This is a genomic window from Anaerococcus sp. Marseille-P9784 (assembly GCF_902500265.1).
Classification (GTDB): domain Bacteria; phylum Bacillota; class Clostridia; order Tissierellales; family Peptoniphilaceae; genus Anaerococcus.
Map to the genome: position 1 here is coordinate 1 of NZ_CABVOZ010000004.1, position 23693 is coordinate 23693.

Sequence of the window (23693 nt, forward strand, 5' to 3'; positions counted from 1 at the left end):
CCCAAACCCCCTTACCCTTGTTACCCCCCGCCGCCACTGCGTGGTGCAATGAGTAGTAGAAGTTCGCTCCGCGAATTCTTTTTTTTGAAATAATTTATTTTTTAAAAATTTGAGAACATCAGTTGGTTTATTCTCTCAATTTTCTGAAATTAATTTCAAATAGGACATTGCGAAGCAATTCCTACATTTATTGCTCCATGCAATGGTCGTTTACAGGGTGTCCTTTGCGGGGTGGTTTGGAGGGGGCTTTGGAGGGACAATCGAAAGTCCCTTAAAGCCGCCCTCCAAGGTCGAAGTCTAGAAAGTAAAAGAATATTAGAATATAAGATTTACATCTATAAAAAATATTGTTTTCTATTTCCGATACTTCTAAAAAATAGCAAATTAAAAAAGCAAGAAAAAAATATCTTGCTCTTAATATAATTCTATTAATTTTTCAATTATCATTATCCATTTGTGGGGAAAAATTTTTCCTAGTATTTGAACTATTTTTGCAAGTGGATTTGTTGTCACTAGGTCTTTGCTTTTGGATTTTTTTAGTGATTTTGCTACCAATTTTTCTATATCTTCGTAGGCAAATTTTTTGAATTTTGGATCGTTTCCTTGGAGAAACTCAGTTGCTACTGGATTAGGGCAGAGCGCTTGGACGTGTATTTTTTCATCTTTAAATTCCATATTTAATGCTCTTGATAGGCTTATTACATAGGATTTGCTTGCAGCATAAACTGCAAATTTTGGCTGAGGGATAAAGCCAGCTACTGATGCCACATTTATTATGGAAGAATTTTCTGCCATGTAGGGTTTTACAATTTTTATTATTTTTGTAAGAGCACTTATGTTTACATCTATAACATTTTCATCTTTTTCTATTGAAATTTGATCAAAATAATCATTTATCCCAAGTCCAGCCGAATTTATGACAAGTCCTATTTTTTCATTTTTTATATTTTTTTCTAGGATCTTAAAACTTTCATCTTTTCTTAGGTCTAAGTCTAGAATTTGGACATTACTTTGCAAAATTTCGCTTAAAGCTATAAGCCTTTCTTTTCTTCTTGCTAGAAGAATTATTTTATCAAAGCCGATCTTGTCAATTTGTTTGGCAAATTCAAGGCCTATTCCAGAGCTTGCTCCTGTTATTATTGCAATCATATGCCTTTTTTAGCTTCAAGAATTAGATTTTGTTTTAGATTCCACAAGTCTTGAGATAGGTCGACATAGTAATTGTGCGGTGTATCAAATCTTTTCACTTCTTCCCACATACTATCTAGCTCGCTTTTGCAATATTTTGCAATTTCATCAAGGGATGGTTCTTCATATATCAACTTACCATTTTCAAAAATCTTCTCTTGCATTAGTCTTGCCTTATAATTATCCATTTTTTTCATTTTCCAGGTAAATAATGGATCAAATATTACAAGTGGCTTGCTATCATCCATCTCTTCTTCTCTAAGGCTAATGTAATCAGCCTCAGCTTTGCCAGTTTTTTTGTCGTAAAGTCTGTAAACATTTTTAAAGCCTGGGGTGGTGATTTTTTCTACATTTTCTGAAACTTTGATTTTTGAAATGAGTTTATCATCATCATAAATTCCCACAAGCTTATAAACTCCACCAAAAACTGGGTCAGATTTGCTAGTTATTAGTCTTTCGCCGATGCCAAAGGAATCTATTTCAGCTCCTTGGTTAAGTAGGGAAATAATTTTAAATTCGTCAAGTGAATTGCTTGCTACAATTTTTGCATCTTTAAAACCATTTTCATCTAAGATTTTTCTAATTTCTTTGGATAAATATGCAAGGTCGCCAGAATCAATTCTAACACCACCAGATAAGCCTCTTGGCTCTAGAATTTCCTTGAAAATTCTCATAGCATTTGGTAGACCACTGTTGATAGTATCGTAGGTATCAATTAGCAAAATGCAATTTTCCGGATAGGAAAGAGCGTAAGTTTTGAAAGCTTCATATTCGCTATCAAAGGCTTGAATCCAAGAATGCGCCATAGTTCCTGCAGGTTTAAAACCGTAAGTTTTGGCTGAAAGAGTGTTGCTTGTAACAGGAGCTCCAGCTATGTAAGCTGCTCTTGCTCCAGTTAGTGAAGCATCTGCTCCTTGGGCACGTCTTGCGCCAAATTCCATAACAAGTCTGTTGCCTGCTGCCTTTACAATTCGGCTAGTTTTTGTAGCTATCAATGAATTAAAATTCATAGACAAAAGTAAATATGTTTCTAAAATTGAACATTCAATTATTGGAGCTTTGACAGTTACAATTGGCTCATTTGGAAAAATTACAGATCCTTCTGGATATGCCCAAATATCTCCTGTAAATTTGAAATCTTTAAGATATTCCAAAAAATCTTCTGAGAAATTACCTTCTTTTCTAAGATATTCTATATCGCTAGCAGAAAAAGATAAATTTTTCACATAATCGATTATGTCATTTAAGCCCGCAAAGATTGAATATCCACCTCCATCAGGATTATTTCTATAAAATGCATCAAAAATTGCCACAGTATCTTTCATACCATTATTAAAATATCCATTTGCCATAGTAAATTCATAAAAATCACTAAGCAGGGATAAATTTCTTTTATTATTCATTAAAGCCTCTTTTCAAGTTTTTTTATTATTTTATACTTTACCATTTGTATACACAATTACATGGAAAAGACCTAGAAAAATTATTTTTTTAATTATTGTGCTTTTAATATTTTGATATCTTTATGTTTTCGTTTTTTTAATAATTGCCTTCGTTTTTGGGGGATAGGATATAGGGGTAACGGAGACCCCTTTATCCTCCCCCAAACCCCCAACCTTATTCTACGAAAACTCGCTTCTTCGAAGCTCCTCCGTGCTATCGCACTCTGTTTTCGGGATAAAAGCCCAAAATCAATGGGCTTTTATCTCCCGCCGCCCTTGCAGGGAGCAATGAGTAGTAGAAGTTCGCTCCGCGAATTCTTTTTTTTTGAAATAGTTGAGTTATAAACACTTTAGAATATCAGTAAGTTTATTGTTTCAATTTTCTGACTTTATATTCAAAAAGGACATTGCGAAGCAATTCCTACCCTTGTTGCTCCATGCAATGGTCGTTTAAGGGTGAGGTTGCGGAGTAGTTTGGAGGGACAATCGACAGTTCCTTAAAGCCGCCCTCCAAGGACGAAGGCTAAGAATTAAAAAAATAATGAAACTTAAGATTTTTTTATCAAATTATCATATAGTATTAAGAAAAGTTACTAATATTATTAATAAAAAAAATCATATTATCCAAAAAAATTTTTTTATGGTAAAGTGTTAGTATAAATTTAAAAGGAGTTAAGATGTATATTTTTGATATAGATGGTACTTTGCTTAATACTCTAAAGGTTATTAGCTACCACCTAAATAAAACTTTAAGAGCTTATGGACTAGTTGAAATTCCAATAAAAAAAGTGAGGGAATTTGTTGGAAATGGGCCAAAAGTTTTGCTTAATAGAGCCTTTGACTATCAAAATTTTGATGGAGATGAAAGCTTAAAAGAAGAAATTTACAAAGTTTATAATAAATCCTACGACGATAATCCACTTTATCTAACAGAGCCTTTTTCTGGTATTAAAGAAGCTTTGGATATTCTGAAAGAAAGAAATGAGATAGTTGTAGCTTTTTCCAATAAACCTGACCAAACTTGCAAAAAAATATTAAATGGAATTTTTGGAGAAAATTATTTTGATTACATTCTAGGTTTTAGAAATGATTACAAGAGAAAACCTTCAGCAGAGGGACTTATGATAATTGCCGATCATTTTGGGGTGAACTTCTCAGATATTTTATATTTTGGCGATAGCGAAGTTGATATAAAATGTGGCAAAAATGCCAATGTCTTTACAGTTGCTTGTTCTTGGGGCTTTAGAGATAGGGAAATTTTAGAAAAAGAAAAACCAGATTTGATAATAGATTCGCCAGAAGAAATTACAAGTATTAGAAGAATTTGAGGCACTAGGAGCTTACTTTGCAAGTTGTTATAGAAAATTTATCAAAAAGTTTTAAAGAGAAAAACGTCCTAAATGATTTGTCGGTAACTTTTGACCAGGGAATTATTTATGGACTTTTGGGCAGAAATGGTGCAGGGAAAACTACTTTGTTTAACCTAATAGCTAGAGAACTTGAAAATGACCAAGGAGAATTTTACCTTGTAGATGGCGATGAAAAACTTCCACTAAAGCTAGACGACATATTTTTGATGTTAGCAGAACCAGATTTGCCGAAATTTTTGACTGGAAGAGAATTTATAAAATTTTTTATAGAAGTTAACGAGGAAAAAATCAAAGACCTAAAAGATGCGTCTTATTATTTCGATTTGGTCAAATTTCTCGATGAAGATTTGGATAGACTTATCCAAGATTATTCGACCGGAATGAGAAATAAACTACAAATGATGATGTTTTTAATTTTAAAGCCTTTGGTAATTTTGATGGACGAACCTCTAAATTCCCTAGATGTGGTGGTTCAAAAAGAAATGAAAGATCTGATTAAATCGATCAAAAGCGAACACATAATTATTTTTTCTACTCATATTTTGGATTTGGCAAAAAATATGGCCGATGAAATAATTTTGCTTCACCAAGGGAAAATTCAAAAAGTTGACAAGAAAATCAAAGATAATCCTGATTTTGAGGCGGAAATTATTGATTTACTAAAGGCTTGATATGCAATATTACAAAAAATATAGAATTATTGAAAATGCAGAGCTTTGCGCTCTTATAAATACTATTATAAGATTTTTTCACAATCTTCCTATAATTGGGAAATTTACTGGAGATAAGTACAAATTTTACAGACTTAAAAAATTCGTCTATTTTTTTGGGCCAATTTTTTCAATCCTCAAGCAAATTGTAATTTCCTACTTATCCTTTTTATTAGCTATTTTTATGTCAGGCTTTATCCTTTGGATTTTTACAAGTTTTGGCAAATTAAACGGTGGAATTTACGATACTTTTTTTAATATCGGTAAAAATTCCTATGCTTTTTTGGCCTTTTATTTGGCTCCTACTTTATTAGCCAATGAAATTTATAAAAGTAGGTTTAAAATGAGGATGCTTGGGATAATATATAAGATAAAAGCTAAGGAAAGCAGTTTGATTTTTGGGATTTTTGAACCTTTATTAGAAACTATTGGAAGAATTTTGCCTTTTTGTATGATTTTTTCTCTAAAAGAAGCAATTTTACTAACTTTTATCATCAATTTTCTAGGAGTTAGCATAAGCGGACTAAATTTACATATCTTTGACAAATATGAAAAAGATTTTACCAATAAAGCACTTGTAGTTTTGGGAAATTTTGTCATAGTTTTTTTCCTCTGCCAAAAAATCAGAGTAATTGATGAGAAAATTTTACTAATTAGCTTTGCCATAAGCTTGATTTTTTATTTATTTAGTCTAAAATATTTATTTTCCTTTGATAATTATGGAAAAATTTTAGAAAAAGCTAAATTTGACCAGGCAAATATTAGCACAGATCCTAAGGAAATTTATAAAGCTTCAATAAGTCTTAAAAAAGAAGATCTAACATTTGATAAATCTTCTAATGTTTTTGCTTACGAATTTTTAAATAAGTTATTTTTCCAAAGGCACAAGAGAATTATTATTAAGCCTTTAATAAAAAAATACATTATTTTTGCTGGATTTTTAGTCCTTGCAATAGTTTTTGGCAAAATTTATTATAAAGATATTTCTGATTCGGTGGAAAAAATAATTCCAACAGGATTAATAATTATAACTTATATACTTTTTAAAATTGAAAAGCTAAGTCGAATCATGTTTGAAAATTGCGATAGATCTTTGATGGTTTACGGATTTTATAAGGATAAAAAGGCGATTTTTGATATGTACAAATTTAGAATTAGGTCAATTCTGAAAATAAGTTTTCCAGCCTTGCTTGTGATTTTATTGGCTTTGGGCTTTATTTACTTTGAGTTTCCATTTTTTGCCTTAAAAAATTTAATGATTTGTGGGATTTTTGCAATTATAGCCTATATTTTTTATCCATCTTTTGACCTTTTTAATTATTATAGCTTTCAGCCTTACGATGTATCTGCCATGAGTGTTGGCAAAGCTTATAATTTTGTAGTGCGCATTTTTTATTATATTAATTGCATAGCTATCCCTCTTGGAATTTGGAAAGGAACGGTTGATAAGAATACAATTTTATTATATATGGCAATTATAATGGCGCTTTTAATTGGAGTATTTGCCTTTGCCATAAAAACAAGTTCTCATGAGAATTTTAGGATAAAAAAATAAAGCCTTTAGGCTTTATTTATCTTTTAGCTTAAATTTTTTGTGCATTCTTATTTTTACTATAAAATAAAGCAATAAGAAATAAATTAGAGCAAATAGGATTAGTAAAATTGTTAGGTAGGATCTTTTTAACTTTATAAAAAGTAGAATTGGATAAATTATGCCAAAAAGCAAAAGACCAAGAATAATGGCGACTTTGCCGGCAAATTTGTTGCCGTATTCCCAGCAGTCTTTGCTGTAACAAACTTCCCAAATATGAAAACCAACTTTCATTTCAGGATAAGGGCTATAAAAATTTCTAAAAAAGATTCCTACATAAATTGTAAAAATTAATAGTATAATATCTGATGCGATTAAAGGACCCATATCTACCTCACTTTTTAAAACTATACTAAAGTTTTTTAATAATTAAAGTGAGATATTTTAGAAAAATTGTAAAAAAAATAAAAGCACATATAGTAATGATGAGGATACTATGAAAATATTAATAACAAGCGATTGGTATTACCCTGTTGTAAACGGGGTAGTGCGTTCGGTTTTAAATTTAAAAGAATATTTAGAAAAACAAGGCCACGAGGTGAAAGTTCTAACACTTTCTGATAGCATCACAAGCTTTACAAGCGAAGATGTCTATTATATTGGCTCTCTTTCTGCTAAGAAAATTTATCCTGAGGCGAGAGTTACAAATATTTTGGCAAAAACACACTTAAGGGCAATTAGAAAGTGGGAGCCAGATATAATCCATAGCCAGTGCGAATTTTCAACCTTCATTATGGCAAAAGCTCTTTCAAAATTATTAAATATTCCCATAGTCCACACCTACCATACAGTTTATGAAGATTACACCCATTATTTTACTTCTCACAAAAAAATCGGTGTAAAGCTTGTGGCTAAGGCAAGCAAAGCCTTTTCTGATCTTTGCAATTACATAATAGTTCCTACAGAAAAAACAAGCGAAATTTTAAAATCTTATCAGATAAGTCCAGAAAAAATAAAAATTATAGCAACTGGAGTAAAAATCCCAGAACTTTATGAAGAAGATCTAAGAAGTGAGCTTGGTATTAGCAAAAACAAAAAAGTTTTGCTTTATTTAGGAAGACTTGCCGAAGAAAAAAACATCGAAGAGCTAATAGATTTTTACCAAAAGCTTGATAGAGCTGATACGGAATTTATTATTGTCGGTGGTGGGCCATATCTTGAAAAATTAAAAGAATATAGCAAAAATTTTAAGAAAAATATTAATTTTGTAGGCATGGTCAATCCAAAAGATGTCAACAAATACTATCAAATTGCCGATATCTTTACAACTGCATCTACATCAGAAACCCAAGGCCTTACCTATTATGAAGCCTTATCCAATGGGACGATTGCAGTTTGTAGGAAAGATACATCACTAGAAAATGTTCTAATCGATGGATTTAACGGTTATTCTTATGAAAATTTTGACCAATACAAAACTTATGTTGATGAAATATTAGATGATACAGATCTTTACGAAAAATTAAAGAAAAACGCCAGATCCTATGCCATAGAAAATTTTTCTGTGGAAAGTTTTGGAAGAAAATGTGAAGATTTATACGAGAAAGCGGTAAACGAGTACGATTATGAAAGTCCTTCTATATACAAAAGATTATGATAAAGTAAAACAATCGGGAGTTGGCAAGGCCATCGACCACCAGATCAAGGCTCTTGAAACAGTTGGTTGTGATTATACCCTCGATGAGAATGATTCATACGATCTGGTTCATATAAATACGATTTTGCCAAATTCTGTAACTTTTGCAGATAAGGCCAAAAAAGATGGCAAAAAAGTCATCTACCACGCTCATTCAACTAAGGAAGATTTTAAAGATTCCTTTATCCTAAGCAATCAAATTGCACCAGCCTTTAAGGTTTGGCTTACATATTGCTACAACAAGGGAGATTTAATTATTACCCCAAGTGAGTATTCCAAAAGAATCTTAGAAAGTTATAAGCTAAAAAAAGACATAGAAGTAGTTTCTAATGGAATTGATCTAGATTTTTGGAAGCAAAAAGAAAATGACAGGGAAAATTTTTACAATAAATATGGACTTGATAAAAAAAAAAAAACTATCATTTCAGTGGGTCTTCCAATCAAAAGAAAGGGCATAGATGATTTCATCGCCCTTGCCAAAAGGATGCCAGAATATGAATTTATTTGGTTTGGCGAATTAAATCCCTCCATAATTCCACCAGAAATAAACAAGGATATAGATACAGCCCCAGCAAATCTTCATTTTCCAGGCTATATAAATAGCGATGATTTAAGAGAAGCTTATTGCGGAAGCGATTTGTATGTATTTCTAACACACGAAGAAACAGAAGGCATAGTCCTTCTTGAAGCTTTGGCTTGCAAGGCGGATATTTTGATTCGCGATATAGAAATTTTTGAAGATGAATATGAAGATGGCGTAAATATTTACAAGGCAGATGGAATATTAGACTTTGAAAAGAAAATCCGTCAAATTTTGGAGGGGGAACTAAAAAGTCTAAGCGAAGTTGCCTATAAAATAGCAGAAGAAAAATCCATAGAAAATACAGGCAAAAAACTAGTTGCTTGTTACAAGAAGGTAATGAATTTATGAGATCAATATTATATTTTTTACTAATAGCATTTATGACCCAGCTTATACCTGGCATGATGTTGATAATAACATCATCTTTTGGTGGAGGTAATATAGCCTTAATAGTTTCTCAAATATTTGTAATGTTTGTAGCAGTAATAATATTTAGCAAATTTTTGGCAAATAAGAGAAATTATGAAGTGGAAACTCAAAAACTTTTAGATCCTCTAAGAGATGTAGAAAAATTAAAAAATCTAAGAGAAGAAAGAAGAACCTATAGGTCAAAAGCTACAATTACAGGAAAAATCTTAACACTAGAATATTCCCTAAAAGAGCTATTAAATTTGAGAAAATACGCCTCAACCCCAGTAGATATGGAGCATTATTACTCAGCTCTAATAGATAATTTGCCCAAAGAAGACAGGGAAAAAATAAAAGAAGCAAGGGATAAATACTTGGGCAAATATGGCAAAAAATCAATGATTTTTCCTGATTTTAAGGAAAATTTTAGAACAAGCGCAAAGTGGATGACTTTTTTCTTTGCTTGTGCCCTTATCTATAGATTCGCCCCAAGTCTTTTGATGAAAAATAAAATAGCCCTAGAATACTTTATGTGGATTGGCATGGTTTTATTGGCAATAGTGATGCTAAATACCATATTATGGATAACAAGAACCTTACGTTCCTATTGGGATAGGGATTTTGTTGAAATTGTTTAAATTTATAAAGACACGAGTTTTGAAAAAGACTCGTTTTTTTATTGGGATTTTTACAAAAATCATTTAGATAATATATATTTTAAAGAAAAATAAAATCAACTCTTATCAAAATACACAAGGTTCAACTTCGATTATTTATAAAAACAAAAAAAATAATTAAAAAAATTAATTTTGACTTTACAAATATTAATTTGATAGTATATTCATATCAAAAGGAGGATTTGTATGATTAATAAATGCCCAAATTGTGGATCTGAAATGATGATCACATCATATAAATGCAATAATTGTTATACTGAAGTTTCTGGCGAATTTGAAATGGATAATTTTGCTAGACTTGATAAGGAAGATAAAGAATTTATTGAACTTTTTTTACAAAAAAGAGGAAGCATTAAGGATGTAGGTGAGGAAATTGGAATTTCATACCCTACAGTTAGAAATAGAATTGATAAGTTGGTTGCCAAATTAGGTGGAACAGTTGACAAGAAGGCTAGTCGTATCGACATACTTAATATGCTTGATAATGGCGAGATTACAGCTGAGCAAGCTCGTGAATTATTGGAGGAATTAAAAGATGAACGATGAAAAACAAATGATTTTAGAAATGCTTAAAGAAGGCAAAATTACAGTTGAAGAAGCAAATAGCTTACTTGATGCAGTAGGTGGCAAAAAAATCAAAAGCGAAAATGACTTTATTTCAAAACTAAGCCAATCTATTGATAGCGTAATAAAAAAGACAACAGAAACCATAAATAATATTGATTTTGATAATTTTGATATAAATCAATTTAATATCAAAGGCGAGAGCAATACTCACGCAGAAATGAGAATTGACGATGATATCAATAAAATTTCTATTGATATTCCAAATGGGAAAATCTTAATTGAAAGAGCAGTTGACTCTGCAATAACATTATCTCAAGATATTTGGTCAAAGAAAAATGATCTTATCGATTATTTAGATGTCGATATTAATGAAGATTCACTAAATATTACAGTTAATGACAAATATAACAATGTCGATGCAAGTGCGGTTATTAAACTTTCTTTGGCAAAAAATCTTTATGAAAATCTAGAAATTGACATAGTAAATGGAACTGTAGAAATTTCAGATGTAGATTTTAAAGATCAAACCATAGATTCTGTTAACGCAAAAATCACCATTATAAATTCTTCTGGCAACCTATCCATAGACAATGTTAATGGCAAAATAGATATCAAAAATACCAACGGTGAACTTGAAATTGACAATGTAAATGGAGCAGTTTATCTATCAAATATCAGTGGCGAAATGGCAAGTGTAGATGCTGTAAGTGGAAATATTAGAGTTGATGGACTAAATTCCAAAGAATTTGATGCTGATACAACTTCTGGAAATATTAGAATTTTTGGCATCAAAGATACAAAAAATATCAGCCTAGATTCTACTTCAGGAAATATTATAATCGATGCAGAAGGCTACAATGGCGATATCAAAGCAAATGTCGATGGACATTATCTTGATATTTCAGATAGATTTAAAAACAAGATCCAAAACGAAGATGGCTTTGAAGTTTCAACCAATATCAACAATACAGATCTAAATATAAATATAGATTCTAGCTTTGGCAAAGTTTCTCTAAGATAAAAATTATAAAACCCTAAGTTAAGTGTAAATTTTACTTAACTTAGGGTTTTATTTTTTTAAAACAAAAACTGTCAACATCTAGTTGACAGTATTCTCTCTTATTTATTTTCTAGAGAGCTTTACAAAAGTTTGAGGGTCCAACTTTTGCACTAGTAAACAGTTTTACATAACGTTTAAGGAAGAAAGTAATTTTTATTATAAAAATCAGCGGAAACTATATTTTCTGTTTACTTAATTATATAATAGGCAAAACTTATTTTGAATTTTTAAATAATTTGTAAAATTTAGGTAAAATCTATAATTTTTTCCTAAAATTCCTCCAATCTGTTATAATATTTTTAGAAAATAGAGGTCTTTATGGGTTTTACATTATTTACACTTACCGAACTAGTTTTGTTTGCGGTAAATAGCTTGATAAAATTTAATAATAAAAAAAACAAACAAATTTTTGCAGGACTAATGTTTTTTATAATGTTTATTTTTGCGGCCTTGCGTGGATCAGGTGATGCTGATTATTACAATTATTTGTGGTTTGTCAAAGATATTGGTCTAGATTTTTCAAAAGTTTTAAATTTTTCTTATCCAGTAGAATTTTCTTTTAGATTATTTTCCTATTTGATTAATTATTTTGGAATTTCTCGCCAATGGGTCATAGTTTTGATGAATGCACTATCAATTATCCCGGTTGCTTATATTTCTATTAAAAAAAGCAGGAATCCTTTTTTATCTGCCCTTATATTTTTGCCGGTTTTCATGCAATTTGATATGCAAACTGCAAGAACTGCATCAGCTATTGGCCTTGGACTTATTAGCATTGACGCCTTGTCAGAGAAAAAATTCTTTAAAAGCTTTATGTTTTTTCTCCTTGCTTTTAGCTTTCATAGGGCTGCCATAATTTTATTGGCATTTTTATTTTTGATGCTTTTTAGAATTGGAAATCTACTTAAAGTTTTGAGTCTGGGCGCTGCTTTTCTTGTTAGTATTTTCTCGGCAAGATTTTTTAGTTTGATGGCAAGTTTAATGTCAGCTGTTGGCTTATCGAGAATGGCATTAAAGATAAATTCCTATACCTTTACCGGGAAATTTGCCGGAGCTATGGCAATATATGATCCGAGAATCATTTTTGCTCTGGCCCTATTTGTAACAAGTATAATGTATTTTAACAAGAAATCTTTTGAGAAATTCTCTATTGAAGAAGCTTCTCTTAAGGCCATGTGGTTTTATTTGATTGCCTTATTGGTTTTTAGGTCGTCAATTGCCATAGCCTTTAGATTTTCAACCTTTATATCCATTCTACAAATAATTTATATACCTTTAGTTCTTGATGAAATAAAAGAGATAGATAAACTTGGCAGATTTTTAATTATTTTATCTCTTGTGGTTTTTATACTGCCCTACGCAGTATTTTTGATGGTCAAAGCTCCAAGTTATGACTTTTTCTTTACAAATTTAAATGCAATTTATTCACTAAAATAGGAGATTTTATGGAAAAACTTACTACAAATCAAATTATTGATGCAATCAAAAGAAATAAAAAATTTATAATAATTCCCGCGCTCATTCTTGGGCTTTTGGTTTTTGCCAAAGAAATTTTGCTTGAAGGCAAATATCAAGCAGAAACTGTTTTGATAGTTACAAGCAACGACGATAAGCCAATTACTTACAACAAATTAATTCTAAACGAAAAACTTGCTAATATTTATGGGCAGTTTTTGGAGTCAGACGATTTATTTCAAGACGTTGAAAAAGAAGTAAAAGCTGACGGTGGAAATAATATTTCCAATAAATTTTCCTATGAAGTAAATCCCCAAGGAGGAGTGATTACCCTAACTTACAAGGATTCAGATAAAAATCGTGCCAAAGACACTTTGACCCTAATTGCTGAAGAATTTAGATCTTTTGCCAAAAATTATCTAAATATGGAAAATATTGAATATTTGCAAAAAGTAAATGTAAATAATTCTCCAAAAAAACGTGGAATAATCTTTACACTTTTAGGATTTTTCCTTGGAGGATTAATTGGAATTTTTATACTCATCGTAAGAGAAATTTTATCAGATAAGATAAATTCAGCAGCTGATATAAGAGAAATGAATATAGAAGTTTTGGCTGATTTATCTAAAGAAACCAAGGGCGAGCTTAGCAAAGTAAGCCGTAAAATAAGATTTTTATCCCCGAAGATGATAGTAGGATTAAGTCCATTAAATAAAAAAAGTAAAGATTTATCAATAGGAAAAGACTTAGGAGAAATCTTAGATGCTTATGTAATAAATTCCGAGGATATAGACAAAATAGAAGATGCAAAAGAAAAATCTCCTTATATATTAATTGATGAAGAAGCCTTGGATAATCCATCAACCATAGATTTTTCTGATTTTGAAGATTATAAAATTATTTTAGTTAAGAAAAATAGCCATAAAAATGAACTAACCTACAACATCAAAGAGCTAGAAAGACTTGAAATTAAACTTTTAGGGGTGATTTATCATTAATAAACTACTACTTATAATTTCCTTATTATTTTTAAGTTCCTGCGGACAAAAAGAAACTTACCAGCAAAAAAATATCGAAATTTTCCAAAATAAAAAAGAAATAAGAGAAGATAAATCTCTTCAAATCAACGGGTTTTATATGGTCGAAGAAGATTCTGAAATTTTCTCCTCTCCAGAAAAAAACGCAAGTTTTGACACTTTGGAAAAGGGATCTCTTGTTAAAATTTTGCAAGAAGAAGAAAATGGATTTGTATTTGTGGAATATAATGGAGATAATTTTTATATAGAAACTTGTAATTTATCGGAAATTTAGGGGCTTGGCCCCTTTTATTTTACAAAAAAATTTTATTGGTATATAATATATACGCACTAGGGGTGCTTTTTAGCTGAGATTATACCCTTAACCTGACTCAAGGTAATGCTTGCGGAGGAAAGTGTCTAAGCCTCTTTGAGTATGTGCAAAGGAGGTATTTTTTTATGGAAAAAACAAACAATACTTGGACAACTAGAATGTTAACAGAAGGAGCTATTTGCATAGCCTTATCCTTTGTACTTGGACGAATAAAATTATTTGAAATGCCACAAGGTGGTTCAATTACAGCAGGTCAAATGATTCCTTTAATAATCTTTGCCCTAAGACATGGATGCGTAAAGGGTCTATTAGTTGGCGCAGTTTATGGAGTTTTGGATATGATATTTGGTGGTTATATTATGCATCCAGTTCAAGCCATCTTGGATTATCCATTAGCTTTTGGACTTTTGGGACTAGCTGGAATATTTTCTGACAAATTTTTAGAAACAAAAAATATAGGTCCAATTCTAGTAGGCACAGCAATAGCTGTATTGGGAAGATTTATTTGCCATGTATTAACTGGAGTAATATTCTTTGCTTCATATGCACCTGAAGGCCAAGGAGCCTTGATGTATTCAATAATCTATAACGGTTCATTTTTACTAGTAGAATTTGCAATAACTTTAGTAATTATCTACCTATTAAGAAATTTCTTGACAAGAGATATGACAAAAATCAACAAAATTTAAAAAATATTTTTTTGCAAGCCCTAGGGCTTGTTTTTTTATTTAAAAAATATAAAAAATTTTCAAAAATGTCTTGACATAGAAAATCATGGTGATATAATATTATTGTACCAAGACAGTAATACAATAATACAAAGCTAGGAGGTTTTGATGAAATTTGATTCACAAAGACCTATATATCTGCAACTTTTAGAAGATTTTAAGATAAAAATCTCAACTGGAGAATGGAAAGCTGGAGAAAAAATTGATTCTGTCAGAAATCTTGCCAAAATTTATGAGGTAAATCCTAATACAGTTCAAAAAGCATTAGCGGAGCTTGAAAGAGATGGATTTTGCGAAAGTAAGAGAACTGCTGGAAGATTTGTAACAGAAGATACTAAACTTATTTCAAAGCTAGAAAACAAAACTTTTGAAAAGATTGCAGATGATTTTATCCAAGGAGCAAAAAACTTGAATTTAGAAAAAGATGAGGCGCTTGAGCAATTAAGGAAATATTGGGAGTAAAAAATGATTGATATTAAAAATTTAACCATGGTTTATGGAGGCAGAGCTGTTTTAGATAATCTAGATCTAAAATTAGAAGAAGGCCAAATTATTGGACTTTTGGGAGAAAATGGTTCGGGCAAAACTACTTTGCTTAGAATACTAGCTGGCCTTGAGAGAAATTACAAGGGCGATGTCAAAATTAAGGGCGAAAATCCAGGAGGGCTTACAAATAGTTTAATTTCCTACCAACCAGATCATTTGGCAATTGATGATAATTTGAAAATTGTAGAAATAGTCGACTTGTATAGGAAATTCTATGAAGATTTTCAAAGCAATAAATTTTACGATTTGCTAGAAAAATTTGATATTTCAAAAGATCTTAAAATGAAAGAATGTTCTAAGGGTATGAGAGATAAGGTTCAAATTGCCCTAACTTTATCGAGAAAGGCTAAGATATATCTTTTGGATGAACCGATAAGTGGAGTTGATCCAAAATCTAGAAAAATAGTTATAGATACGATAATTGATAATTTTGATTATCAGGGAATTATGTTAATTTCAACTCATCTTATATCAGCAGTTGAAAATATCCTCGACAGGGCGATTTTCCTTGATAAGGGCAAAATTATCATAAACCAAAGTGCCGATGAGATTAGAGAAGATAAGGGCATGACTATTGAAGAATATTTCGTGGAGGTAATGTAATGGGTAAACTTATTGGACAAACATTCAAAGAGGATTTTAAAAGCATAATTTTGTGGTTGATTCTTCCTTTGATTTCATCTTTTATATTGATGAAACTATATGAAGTCTTTCAAACTTCTGCCTTAATAGGAATTGCAATAGTGATTTCCTTTACTTTATTGATGGTAGGTCCTATTATTGCTTTAAGCATAGGTACAGATAACGATATGAAAAGATTTTATGACAAACAAGCAAGTTTTTATTCTACGCTTGCCTACAAAAGTTCACAGATAGTAGGGGCAAGATTTATCAACTATCTACTAATAGGAATCTTATCTTTTACGTCTTTTATAGTAAATTTTATAATATTAGGATTGGCTCAAAAAGAACAGACCTATACATTAAGTGATATTTTTGATGGTATAAAGACTATTATTGCAAATATAGGCCTAGGAAGGTTTGCTCTAATACTACTTGTAGCCTTTAGCATCTTAATAACTCTTATTAGTATGCTTTTACTAGCATCAACAGCAACTGGCAGCAGATATTTGGCAAAATATTCTAAATCAGCAGCACTTTTTGTATTTATAATACTGCTTGCTCTAATAGGTTTTTCATTTTCTTACCTACAAACAAATGTTCTTTATAACAACCTTAATGAAGTTAAAGAAGTAAATGCCATGGGAATGAAAATAGTTACTAATATTTCAAATACTACATTTTTGATACCTATTTTATTTAATCTAGTAGTATCGTCAATAATGTATGGGATAAGCTATTTTTTACACGATAAGAAATTATCAGTAAATTAATTAATAATTGCTCTTCTAAGTGCTTTTTATCTTAGGAGAGCAATTTTTTATTTATTATAAATATAAATAGGAGTAAAATATAATAGAGAATTTATTTTTTGAAATTTCAAGGAGAACTTATGAAAAATACTCTATTTATTTATAATCCCAATAGTGGTCAACAAACAATAAACGATAATCTTTCAGAGATTATCAATTATTTAAGTCAAAATGAGTATTTAACTACTATCTATGCCACTCAGCAATCTGGCGATGGAGCTTTGTTAATAGAAAATTGTGGACAAAAATTTGAGGAAATTATTGTAGCTGGTGGAGATGGAACCTTAGATGAAATAGTTGCTGCAGTTTGCAAGGAAAATTTAGATCCATTAATCTCTTATATACCAACAGGCTCAACCAACGACTTTTCAAAATCTCTAAATATTCCAGAAGATGTAGAAGAGGCGACAAAGCTTATAATAAATGGTAAAGAAAAAAAGATAGATGTAGGAGCGATTGATGATAAATATTTCGTCTATGTTGCAGCCTTTGGAGCTCTTTCTGATATCTCTTTTTCTACAGATCAAGGCGTGAAAAATATTTTTGGTAGATCTGCTTATATTTTTGAAGGATTAAAGCAAACTTTACCTCTATCTAACATGCCATCATATAAAATGAAAGTATCAGTAGATGGAAAAGAAATTTCTGGAGAATTCGTCCATTTCATGGTAACAAATTCTGTTTCTGTTGGTGGTTTTACAGGGATAACTGGTGATAATGTAGGCTTATCAGATGGAATTTTTGAACTAACCATGGTAAAAGCACCAAAATCATTGGCAGATCTAAACAAAATAATTTCGGGCCTTACAAATGGCGAAGAAAATGAAATGCTAATTTTAAGAAAAGGAAGTGATTTTAAAATATCTACTGATAAAGAAGTTTCCTGGTCTTTGGATGGAGAATTTGGAGGAAGAAGTAAAAATTCTCAGATAAAAATCTTACAAAAAAAGATACGAATTAGGACAGGTTCAAACAAAAAAGCCTAGAAGATATTAAAATTAATAAAATAACCAACTAAGTTTTACTAGTTTCTCGCAATTTGATATAATATAAGTGAGAACCTAGGAGGTTATAATGTTTAAAATAGGCGATAAAATCGTATACCCTAATCACGGAGCAGGAGTGATTGACGCTATTGAAAAAAAGGAATTTTTGGGAGAAGAAAAAGAATACTTCATCCTAAAAATGCCTATCGGTTCCATGAAGATTTCAATACCGATTTCAAATATCGATAAAATGAATATAAGAGATGTTATTAGCAAAGAAGAAGGGGATGAAATCCTAAAAATTTTGGACGATGATCCTAGTCCAATGGCCGATAATTGGAATGTTAGATATAGAGAAAATCAAGAAATAATAAAAACAGGAGACATATACAAAATCGCCGAGATGGTAAGAAATCTTGCAATTTTGGATAAGGAAAAAGGATTATCAACAACTGAGAAAAAACTACTTAATAGAGCAAGACGTATATTGGCAAGTGAATTAGTAATGGCAGGTTCTCTAGAAAAAGGCAAGGGCGAAGAAATGATAGATGAGTCCATTGGTCTTTAAATTATTAAAAGGAGTATAAATGAAACGTATTTTTCAATTGGTTATTACACTAATTGGAATTGTACTAGGCATTGTAATTTTTAATATAGTTAATGCCGCAAGTTCCTTCATAGAACAACGCGGCATTATATTTATAATTGCAAATGTCCTAGCAGGACTAGTTGGTGGAATAATATTTTATTTTATATCTGGTAAATTTGCAGGCAAATTTATCAACAAATTTTCAAATTTAGAAGGGCAAATGAGTGAGATTCCAGCATCGAAGCTCATAGTTGGAACAATCGGAACTATAATAGGAATTGTAATTGCAACCTTAATCTCAAGACCATTAACCAGCCTACAAGTACCTTATGTGGGCAATTCAATTTTTGTGCTATTATCTATTTTATTATATATTGGTTTTGGTTATCTTGGATGGAGAGTTTCAGTTAGAAATAGCGAAGATTTTCTAAGCCTTTTTAAAAATGTCAAAGATGTAAAAGAGCAAAAGTCAATATTAAAGCATGACAAAAACAAAAATCTTGCAACAGCCAAGATCCTTGATACATCTGTAATCATAGACGGAAGAATTGTAGATATACTAAACACTGAATTTATCGAAGGAGATTTGATAATTTCTGAATTTGTCTTAGAGGAATTGCAACACATAGCAGATAGCCCAGATGATCTAAAAAGAGAACGTGGCAGAAGAGGCCTTGATATTGTTAACGAGATAAAAAATAACGAAAAAACAAATCTTGTCATAGTTGACACAGATTATCCAGAAATCAAAGAAGTTGACAGCAAGCTTTTAAAATTAGCAATAGATTTAAATGGAAAAATTTTCACTAATGACTATAATCTAAACAAGGTCTGTGATGTCCAAGGTATTCCTGTATTAAATATCAACGATCTTGCAAATGCCTTAAAACCAGTGGTTTTACCTGGAGAAAGCATGGAAATTGAGGTTATAAAACTTGGCAAAGGCAGAAATCAAGGTGTTGGATATCTTGAAGATGGAACTATGGTTGTAGTTGAAGATGGGGATAAATACTTGGATAAAACTATAATTGCTACAGTAACAAGTGTTCTACAAACATCTGCTGGAAGAATGATTTTTGTAAAAAGCAAAGAGGATTAAATGCTAAATGGTAAATACTTATCGGCCATAATAACAGCAGCAGGTTCTGGCAATCGCATGAATAGTCAGATAAACAAGCCTTATTTAACTATAGAAAATAAAAAAATCATAGAACTAACCCTTGATAAGGTTAGCAAGATAGAAAATTTTGACGAGATAATCCTTGTAATTAGAAAAGAAGATAGAGAAATAGTAGAAAAAATTTTAGAAAAATATCCAAAAAAAATATCATACGTCTTTGGTAGCACAACTCGTGAACTATCCACATTTGAGGGACTAAAAGCCCTAAATAAAAAATGCCAACTGGTCTTAACCCACGATGGGGTAAGGCCTTTTGCTAGTTTAGATCTATTTAAGAAAGTTTTAGAAGAGCTAAAGCTTTACAAGGCTGTAATTTCAGCGACAAAGAGCAAAGACACCATAAAAATCGTCGATGAAAATATGTTAGTTGATTTTACACCAAATAGGGACTATGTTTATAATATCCAAACTCCCCAAGCTTTTGACAAGAAATTATTATTTTCTATGTATGAAAAATATGTAGAAAGTGAGTTTAAAATAACCGATGATAGTCAACTTTTTGAGTTTTTTAAAAGAGATATTCCAGTAAAAGTTGTGGATGGAGAATATTCAAATATAAAAATTACCACAAAGGAAGATATTTTATTTGCCAAAGCCTATATAAAAAGTTTGGAAGATGAGGAATTTTATGAGAATAGGAATAGGCTATGATGTTCATAGACTAGTAGAAAATAGAAAATTAATAATTGGTGGAGTAAATTTTGATTACAAGTTGGGACTTTTGGGTCATTCAGATGCAGATGTGCTAACTCACGCTATCATGGATGCGATTTTGGGAGCCTTGTCTTTGGGAGATATTGGAAAATTATTTCCAGATACTGACCCAAAATATAAGGACATAAATTCACTAGAGCTATTAGACAAAGTAGTTAAATTGATGAATGAAAATGGCTATAGAATCGGTAACGTAGATAGTGTAGTAATTTGCGAAGAGCCAAAGATTAATCCCAGAAGAGAAGAAATAAGAAAAATACTTGCAAATCACTTACAAACTGACATATCTAATGTATCAGTTAAAGCTTCTACTAGTGAGGGTTTATCCTTTACTGGCAAAGGATTAGGAATAGAGGCTCGAAGTGTAGTAATATTAGAGGAGAAAAATGCGTAAATTAATAACAAGTGAATCAGTAACAGAAGGACACCCAGATAAAATTTGTGATAGGATTTCTGATTCAATCCTAGATGAGTGCCTAAAACAAGATAAAAATAGTAGAGTTGCTTGCGAAACAGTAACATCAACAGGTTTAGTGTTGGTAGTTGGAGAAATTTCCACTGAAGCTTATGCGCCAATTGAGAAAATAGTTAGAGATACCATAAAAGAAATTGGCTATGATGATCCAAAAGTCGGCTTTGATTATTCAAATGTTGCAGTTCTAACATCACTAATAGAACAATCACCAGATATTGCTCTTGGAGTAAATAATTCCCAAGAATACAAATTATCAAATGAAAAATATGATAAAATTGGAGCAGGAGATCAGGGAATAATATTTGGATATGCTGATGATGAAACAGATTCATATTTGCCAGCATCAGTAAGCTATGCCAACAAACTTGCCATGAAACTTGCAGAGGTAAGAAAAAACAAAACCTTATCCTACCTAAGACCAGATGGCAAAACTCAAGTGACAGTGGAATATGAAGACGACAAATTAATAAGAATTGATAGTATAGTAATATCAAGTCAACATACCGAAGAAGTAAGCCTTGAAACTATAAGAGAAGATATAATAAGAGAAGTCATAGATAAAGTAATAGATCCTTCTTTGATGGATGAAAATACAAAAATTTATGTAAATCCAACAGGTAAATTTGTAGTTGGAGGTCCTAAAGGCGATAGTGGACTTACAGGAAGAAAAATCATTGTAGATGCTTACGGTGGATATTCCAAATCAGGTGGCGGAGCATTTTCTGGAAAAGATCCAACAAAAGTAGACAGATCTGCAGCTTATATGGCAAGATATGCAGCAAAAAATATGGTTGCAGCAGGACTTTGTCATAAGTTAGAAATTGGAATTTCCTATGCCATAGGAGTAGCTCACCCACTTTCAATTTATGTTGATAGTTTTGGCACAGGAATTTATGACGATGAAAAATTATTAGAAATTGTAAAAGAAAATTTTGATTTTAGACCACAAGCAATTATAGATTATCTTGATTTACTAAGACCAATCTATAAGAAAACTTCAAGCTATGGACACTTTGGTAGAAATGATGAAGATTTTACATGGGAGAAATTAGATAAAGTCGAAAAACTTAAAAAATATTAGGAGAAAAAATGGCAAGACTTAGAAGAAGTGTAGCTATAGATCTTGGAACAGCAGAAGTTTTGGTATATGTTAATAACAAGGGCATAGTTTTGGATGAACCTTCAGTGATAGCTGTGGATGTTTTAACTAATGAAATTCTTGCAGTAGGAAGCGAAGCCAAAAAACTTGTAGGCAGAACTCCAGGAAACATCAAAGCTATTAAGCCTATGAAAGATGGAGTCATAGCAGATTTTCCGTCAACAGAAAAAATGCTAAAATACTTTTTGGAAAAATCTATCAAAAAAGCAATTATTAAACCAGATTTGTTAATTTGCATACCATCAAGAGCAACTCAAGTTGAAAGAAGAGCAGTCCTTCAAGCTAGCGAAAATGCTGGAGCTCATAGAACATATCTAATAGAAGAACCACTTGCTGCTGCAATTGGAGCAGGAGTTGATATAACAAAAGCAAGTGGAGATTTGATAATAGATATTGGTGGAGGCACAACAGATATAGCAGTTATATCAGCAGGTCAAATTATCATTAGCAAATCATTGCCAGTAGCAGGTTTAAATTTTGATAAGGACATCAAAGATAACATCAGAAGAAGATACGGTTTACTAATTGGGGATAACAAGGCAGAAGAAGTAAAAATAAAAGCCAATTCCATTAAAGATAATGAATCTCTAGAAGTTAGTGGTAGACAAATTACAGATGGACTACCTAACAAAGTTTACATTCCTCTAGGAGAAATTAAAGATTGTATTAGAGCTTCTGTGGATTTGATAGTAGATGGGGTAAAAAAAGTATTAGAAGTAACTCCACCAGAACTTTCAAGCGATATCTATGACAAGGAAATAATACTTACTGGCGGTGGAGCTTATACACCAACACTTAAAGATAGACTAGAAGAAAAACTTCAAATAAAAGTCAAAATTGCAGAAGATGCTAGTAAGTGTGTAATAAATGGCACAGGTAGAGCTTTAGGCTGGCTTGATGAAATTGACAAAGGTTACAACGATTCTAAGAAACTAAAACAAAAAGAGCTAGAAGATAGCGAAAAATTAAGGAGAAGATAATGACAAAGACATTAGTAATGGTAAGGCATGGACAAAGCCAGTGGAACTTGGCAAACAAATTTACAGGTTGGGTAGATGTAGACTTATCTGAAAAAGGCGTAGAAGAAGCAATCGAAGCTGGCAAAAAAATCAAAGAAGCGGGCATTGTTTTTGACCATGCTCACACATCTATATTAAAAAGAGCTATAAAAACTTGTAACTATGTTTTGGAATATTCTGATCAAATGTTTGTTCCGGTAGAAAAATCATGGAGACTAAATGAACGTCATTATGGTGCTTTGCAAGGATTAAACAAGGCAGAAACAGCAGAAAAATATGGCGATGAACAAGTTCATATTTGGAGAAGATCCTACGACACACTTCCTCCATTGCTATCAGAAGAAGAAATGGAAAAACAATATCACTTAAAAAGATACGCAAAACTTCCAAAGGATGTAGTTCCTGCTGCAGAAAATTTAAAAATAACCCTAGAAAGAGCTCTTCCATATTATTTTGACCACATAGCTCCACAACTACTAAAAGATGAAGTAGTTTTAGTAGCAGCTCACGGCAACAGCCTTAGAGCTTTGGCAAAACATATAGAAAAAATATCAGATGATGATATAATGGGCCTAGAAATTCCAACAGGTCAACCTTTGGTTTATGAACTAGATAATGATCTTAATATGATCAAAAAATACTATTTGTAAATAAAAAGTACTGATGGTAAATAGAAATTCTATTTGCCATCAATTTTTTTAATAAGTTAATAATTAGTAAAACATCCAATATATTTTATATCATACAAGAAAATTTGAACAAATTTTACAGAGCTTGGAAATTTTTATAAAAATATCTTTACATTTATTAATTAGTAATTATAATAT

Annotated in this window: 26 protein-coding genes and 1 riboswitch; of the genes, 23 read left to right on the forward strand and 3 right to left on the reverse strand. The window is 31.2% G+C overall.

Annotated features, from left to right (window positions below; translation table 11 throughout):
- Positions 1 to 414: 414 nt before the first annotated feature.
- Together GAN53_RS09275 and GAN53_RS09280 are read right to left on the reverse strand one after the other, a co-directional pair.
- A complete protein-coding gene (locus GAN53_RS09275; RefSeq protein ID WP_151410774.1) occupies positions 415 to 1149 on the reverse strand; it encodes an SDR family NAD(P)-dependent oxidoreductase in 735 nt (244 codons plus the stop codon).
- The gene (locus tag GAN53_RS09280; protein WP_151410775.1) at positions 1146 to 2591 is read right to left on the reverse strand and encodes a nicotinate phosphoribosyltransferase; all 1446 of its coding nucleotides are present in this window, start codon (positions 2589 to 2591) and stop codon (positions 1146 to 1148) included. Before GAN53_RS09280 ends, GAN53_RS09275 begins: the two co-directional genes overlap by 4 nt.
- 716 nt (positions 2592 to 3307) lie before the next feature.
- Between GAN53_RS09280 and GAN53_RS09285 the strand changes: the two genes are divergently transcribed.
- Genes GAN53_RS09285 through GAN53_RS09295 form a run of 3 tightly spaced genes read left to right on the forward strand, consistent with a single transcriptional unit; the run spans position 3308 to position 6265 of the window.
- The gene (locus tag GAN53_RS09285; RefSeq protein WP_151410776.1) at positions 3308 to 3958 is read left to right on the forward strand and encodes an HAD family hydrolase; all 651 of its coding nucleotides are present in this window, start codon (positions 3308 to 3310) and stop codon (positions 3956 to 3958) included.
- 17 nt (positions 3959 to 3975) lie between these two features.
- On the forward strand, positions 3976 to 4671 hold the full coding sequence (locus tag GAN53_RS09290) for an ATP-binding cassette domain-containing protein (protein ID WP_151410777.1): 696 nt from the start codon (positions 3976 to 3978) through the stop codon (positions 4669 to 4671).
- Between the two features lies 1 nt (position 4672).
- The gene (locus GAN53_RS09295) at positions 4673 to 6265 is read left to right on the forward strand and encodes a hypothetical protein (protein ID WP_151410778.1); all 1593 of its coding nucleotides are present in this window, start codon (positions 4673 to 4675) and stop codon (positions 6263 to 6265) included.
- Positions 6266 to 6277: 12 nt separating this feature from the next.
- On the opposite strand, the gene GAN53_RS09300 is transcribed toward GAN53_RS09295, so the two are convergent.
- On the reverse strand, positions 6278 to 6628 hold the full coding sequence (locus tag GAN53_RS09300) for an SdpI family protein (protein ID WP_151410779.1): 351 nt from the start codon (positions 6626 to 6628) through the stop codon (positions 6278 to 6280).
- 109 nt (positions 6629 to 6737) lie between these two features.
- On the opposite strand from GAN53_RS09300, the gene GAN53_RS09305 reads away from it, so the two are divergent.
- The 20 genes from GAN53_RS09305 to gpmA all read left to right on the forward strand — a co-directional run bounded on the left by GAN53_RS09305 (position 6738) and on the right by gpmA (position 23516).
- Entirely contained in the window at positions 6738 to 7898 is a 1161-nt protein-coding gene (locus tag GAN53_RS09305) for a glycosyltransferase (protein ID WP_151410780.1), read from the forward strand.
- Positions 7867 to 8868, forward strand: a complete 1002-nt coding sequence (locus GAN53_RS09310) for a glycosyltransferase family 4 protein (RefSeq protein WP_151410781.1) — start codon at positions 7867 to 7869, stop codon at positions 8866 to 8868. The genes GAN53_RS09305 and GAN53_RS09310 overlap by 32 nt, the downstream gene beginning before the upstream one ends.
- Positions 8865 to 9566, forward strand: a complete 702-nt coding sequence (locus GAN53_RS09315) for a hypothetical protein (RefSeq protein ID WP_151410782.1) — start codon at positions 8865 to 8867, stop codon at positions 9564 to 9566. Before GAN53_RS09310 ends, GAN53_RS09315 begins: the two co-directional genes overlap by 4 nt.
- A gap of 225 nt (positions 9567 to 9791) precedes the next feature.
- Positions 9792 to 10151: a DUF2089 domain-containing protein gene (locus GAN53_RS09320; RefSeq protein WP_151410783.1), complete on the forward strand. Its 360-nt coding sequence runs from the start codon at positions 9792 to 9794 to the stop codon at positions 10149 to 10151.
- Positions 10141 to 11193, forward strand: a complete 1053-nt coding sequence (locus GAN53_RS09325) for a DUF4097 family beta strand repeat-containing protein (protein ID WP_151410784.1) — start codon at positions 10141 to 10143, stop codon at positions 11191 to 11193. Before GAN53_RS09320 ends, GAN53_RS09325 begins: the two co-directional genes overlap by 11 nt.
- A 357-nt stretch (positions 11194 to 11550) precedes the next feature.
- The gene (locus GAN53_RS09330) at positions 11551 to 12669 is read left to right on the forward strand and encodes an EpsG family protein (protein WP_151410785.1); all 1119 of its coding nucleotides are present in this window, start codon (positions 11551 to 11553) and stop codon (positions 12667 to 12669) included.
- An 8-nt stretch (positions 12670 to 12677) separates the two neighbouring features.
- Complete coding sequence (locus GAN53_RS09335) at positions 12678 to 13685, forward strand: YveK family protein (protein WP_151410786.1); 1008 nt, start codon at positions 12678 to 12680, stop codon at positions 13683 to 13685.
- Positions 13686 to 13824: 139 nt separating this feature from the next.
- On the forward strand, positions 13825 to 13998 hold the full coding sequence (locus GAN53_RS09795) for a hypothetical protein (RefSeq protein WP_192574111.1): 174 nt from the start codon (positions 13825 to 13827) through the stop codon (positions 13996 to 13998).
- 48 nt (positions 13999 to 14046) lie between these two features.
- A riboswitch (TPP riboswitch) is annotated at positions 14047 to 14135 on the forward strand.
- Between the two features lie 27 nt (positions 14136 to 14162).
- Positions 14163 to 14726: an energy-coupled thiamine transporter ThiT gene (gene thiT / locus GAN53_RS09340; protein WP_151410787.1), complete on the forward strand. Its 564-nt coding sequence runs from the start codon at positions 14163 to 14165 to the stop codon at positions 14724 to 14726.
- Positions 14727 to 14873: 147 nt separating this feature from the next.
- On the forward strand, positions 14874 to 15227 hold the full coding sequence (locus GAN53_RS09345; RefSeq protein WP_151410788.1) for a GntR family transcriptional regulator: 354 nt from the start codon (positions 14874 to 14876) through the stop codon (positions 15225 to 15227).
- Between the two features lie 3 nt (positions 15228 to 15230).
- Positions 15231 to 15914: an ABC transporter ATP-binding protein gene (locus GAN53_RS09350; RefSeq protein ID WP_151410789.1), complete on the forward strand. Its 684-nt coding sequence runs from the start codon at positions 15231 to 15233 to the stop codon at positions 15912 to 15914.
- A complete protein-coding gene (locus tag GAN53_RS09355; protein WP_151410790.1) occupies positions 15914 to 16705 on the forward strand; it encodes a hypothetical protein in 792 nt (263 codons plus the stop codon). Before GAN53_RS09350 ends, GAN53_RS09355 begins: the two co-directional genes overlap by 1 nt.
- A gap of 119 nt (positions 16706 to 16824) precedes the next feature.
- Positions 16825 to 17730 carry a diacylglycerol/lipid kinase family protein gene (locus GAN53_RS09360; RefSeq protein WP_151410791.1) on the forward strand — a complete coding sequence of 302 codons (906 nt, stop codon included), beginning with the start codon at positions 16825 to 16827 and terminating at the stop codon, positions 17728 to 17730.
- Positions 17731 to 17818: 88 nt separating this feature from the next.
- The gene (locus GAN53_RS09365; RefSeq protein WP_151410792.1) at positions 17819 to 18298 is read left to right on the forward strand and encodes a CarD family transcriptional regulator; all 480 of its coding nucleotides are present in this window, start codon (positions 17819 to 17821) and stop codon (positions 18296 to 18298) included.
- Between the two features lie 19 nt (positions 18299 to 18317).
- Complete coding sequence (locus GAN53_RS09370) at positions 18318 to 19418, forward strand: PIN/TRAM domain-containing protein (RefSeq protein ID WP_151410793.1); 1101 nt, start codon at positions 18318 to 18320, stop codon at positions 19416 to 19418.
- The gene (gene ispD, locus GAN53_RS09375; RefSeq protein ID WP_151410794.1) at positions 19419 to 20150 is read left to right on the forward strand and encodes a 2-C-methyl-D-erythritol 4-phosphate cytidylyltransferase; all 732 of its coding nucleotides are present in this window, start codon (positions 19419 to 19421) and stop codon (positions 20148 to 20150) included.
- Complete coding sequence (gene ispF / locus GAN53_RS09380) at positions 20128 to 20607, forward strand: 2-C-methyl-D-erythritol 2,4-cyclodiphosphate synthase (protein ID WP_151410795.1); 480 nt, start codon at positions 20128 to 20130, stop codon at positions 20605 to 20607. The genes ispD and ispF overlap by 23 nt, the downstream gene beginning before the upstream one ends.
- Complete coding sequence (gene metK, locus GAN53_RS09385; protein WP_151410796.1) at positions 20600 to 21769, forward strand: methionine adenosyltransferase; 1170 nt, start codon at positions 20600 to 20602, stop codon at positions 21767 to 21769. The genes ispF and metK overlap by 8 nt, the downstream gene beginning before the upstream one ends.
- A gap of 8 nt (positions 21770 to 21777) precedes the next feature.
- Positions 21778 to 22827, forward strand: coding sequence for a rod shape-determining protein (locus tag GAN53_RS09390; RefSeq protein ID WP_151410797.1), 1050 nt, complete (start codon positions 21778 to 21780; stop codon positions 22825 to 22827).
- On the forward strand, positions 22827 to 23516 hold the full coding sequence (gene gpmA / locus GAN53_RS09395; protein ID WP_151410798.1) for a 2,3-diphosphoglycerate-dependent phosphoglycerate mutase: 690 nt from the start codon (positions 22827 to 22829) through the stop codon (positions 23514 to 23516). Before GAN53_RS09390 ends, gpmA begins: the two co-directional genes overlap by 1 nt.
- Positions 23517 to 23693 lie beyond the last annotated feature (177 nt).

What these genes read in the sequence shown, in the direction of transcription:
- GAN53_RS09280 (WP_151410775.1), bottom strand. Translation starts at nt 2,591, where the DNA reads ATGAATAATAAAAGAAATTTATCCCTGCTTAGTGATTTTTATGAATTT.
- GAN53_RS09330 (WP_151410785.1), top strand. Translation starts at nt 11,551, where the DNA reads ATGGGTTTTACATTATTTACACTTACCGAACTAGTTTTGTTTGCGGTA.
- GAN53_RS09300 (WP_151410779.1), bottom strand. Translation starts at nt 6,628, where the DNA reads ATGGGTCCTTTAATCGCATCAGATATTATACTATTAATTTTTACAATT.
- GAN53_RS09345 (WP_151410788.1), top strand. Translation starts at nt 14,874, where the DNA reads ATGAAATTTGATTCACAAAGACCTATATATCTGCAACTTTTAGAAGAT.
- GAN53_RS09325 (WP_151410784.1), top strand. Translation starts at nt 10,141, where the DNA reads ATGAACGATGAAAAACAAATGATTTTAGAAATGCTTAAAGAAGGCAAA.
- metK (WP_151410796.1), top strand. Translation starts at nt 20,600, where the DNA reads ATGCGTAAATTAATAACAAGTGAATCAGTAACAGAAGGACACCCAGAT.
- GAN53_RS09360 (WP_151410791.1), top strand. Translation starts at nt 16,825, where the DNA reads ATGAAAAATACTCTATTTATTTATAATCCCAATAGTGGTCAACAAACA.
- ispD (WP_151410794.1), top strand. Translation starts at nt 19,419, where the DNA reads ATGCTAAATGGTAAATACTTATCGGCCATAATAACAGCAGCAGGTTCT.
- thiT (WP_151410787.1), top strand. Translation starts at nt 14,163, where the DNA reads ATGGAAAAAACAAACAATACTTGGACAACTAGAATGTTAACAGAAGGA.
- GAN53_RS09315 (WP_151410782.1), top strand. Translation starts at nt 8,865, where the DNA reads ATGAGATCAATATTATATTTTTTACTAATAGCATTTATGACCCAGCTT.
- GAN53_RS09370 (WP_151410793.1), top strand. Translation starts at nt 18,318, where the DNA reads ATGAAACGTATTTTTCAATTGGTTATTACACTAATTGGAATTGTACTA.
- GAN53_RS09295 (WP_151410778.1), top strand. Translation starts at nt 4,673, where the DNA reads ATGCAATATTACAAAAAATATAGAATTATTGAAAATGCAGAGCTTTGC.
- ispF (WP_151410795.1), top strand. Translation starts at nt 20,128, where the DNA reads ATGAGAATAGGAATAGGCTATGATGTTCATAGACTAGTAGAAAATAGA.
- GAN53_RS09335 (WP_151410786.1), top strand. Translation starts at nt 12,678, where the DNA reads ATGGAAAAACTTACTACAAATCAAATTATTGATGCAATCAAAAGAAAT.
- gpmA (WP_151410798.1), top strand. Translation starts at nt 22,827, where the DNA reads ATGACAAAGACATTAGTAATGGTAAGGCATGGACAAAGCCAGTGGAAC.
- GAN53_RS09365 (WP_151410792.1), top strand. Translation starts at nt 17,819, where the DNA reads ATGTTTAAAATAGGCGATAAAATCGTATACCCTAATCACGGAGCAGGA.
- GAN53_RS09275 (WP_151410774.1), bottom strand. Translation starts at nt 1,149, where the DNA reads ATGATTGCAATAATAACAGGAGCAAGCTCTGGAATAGGCCTTGAATTT.
- GAN53_RS09305 (WP_151410780.1), top strand. Translation starts at nt 6,738, where the DNA reads ATGAAAATATTAATAACAAGCGATTGGTATTACCCTGTTGTAAACGGG.
- GAN53_RS09285 (WP_151410776.1), top strand. Translation starts at nt 3,308, where the DNA reads ATGTATATTTTTGATATAGATGGTACTTTGCTTAATACTCTAAAGGTT.
- GAN53_RS09350 (WP_151410789.1), top strand. Translation starts at nt 15,231, where the DNA reads ATGATTGATATTAAAAATTTAACCATGGTTTATGGAGGCAGAGCTGTT.
- GAN53_RS09355 (WP_151410790.1), top strand. Translation starts at nt 15,914, where the DNA reads ATGGGTAAACTTATTGGACAAACATTCAAAGAGGATTTTAAAAGCATA.
- GAN53_RS09320 (WP_151410783.1), top strand. Translation starts at nt 9,792, where the DNA reads ATGATTAATAAATGCCCAAATTGTGGATCTGAAATGATGATCACATCA.
- GAN53_RS09795 (WP_192574111.1), top strand. Translation starts at nt 13,825, where the DNA reads ATGGTCGAAGAAGATTCTGAAATTTTCTCCTCTCCAGAAAAAAACGCA.
- GAN53_RS09390 (WP_151410797.1), top strand. Translation starts at nt 21,778, where the DNA reads ATGGCAAGACTTAGAAGAAGTGTAGCTATAGATCTTGGAACAGCAGAA.
- GAN53_RS09310 (WP_151410781.1), top strand. Translation starts at nt 7,867, where the DNA reads ATGAAAGTCCTTCTATATACAAAAGATTATGATAAAGTAAAACAATCG.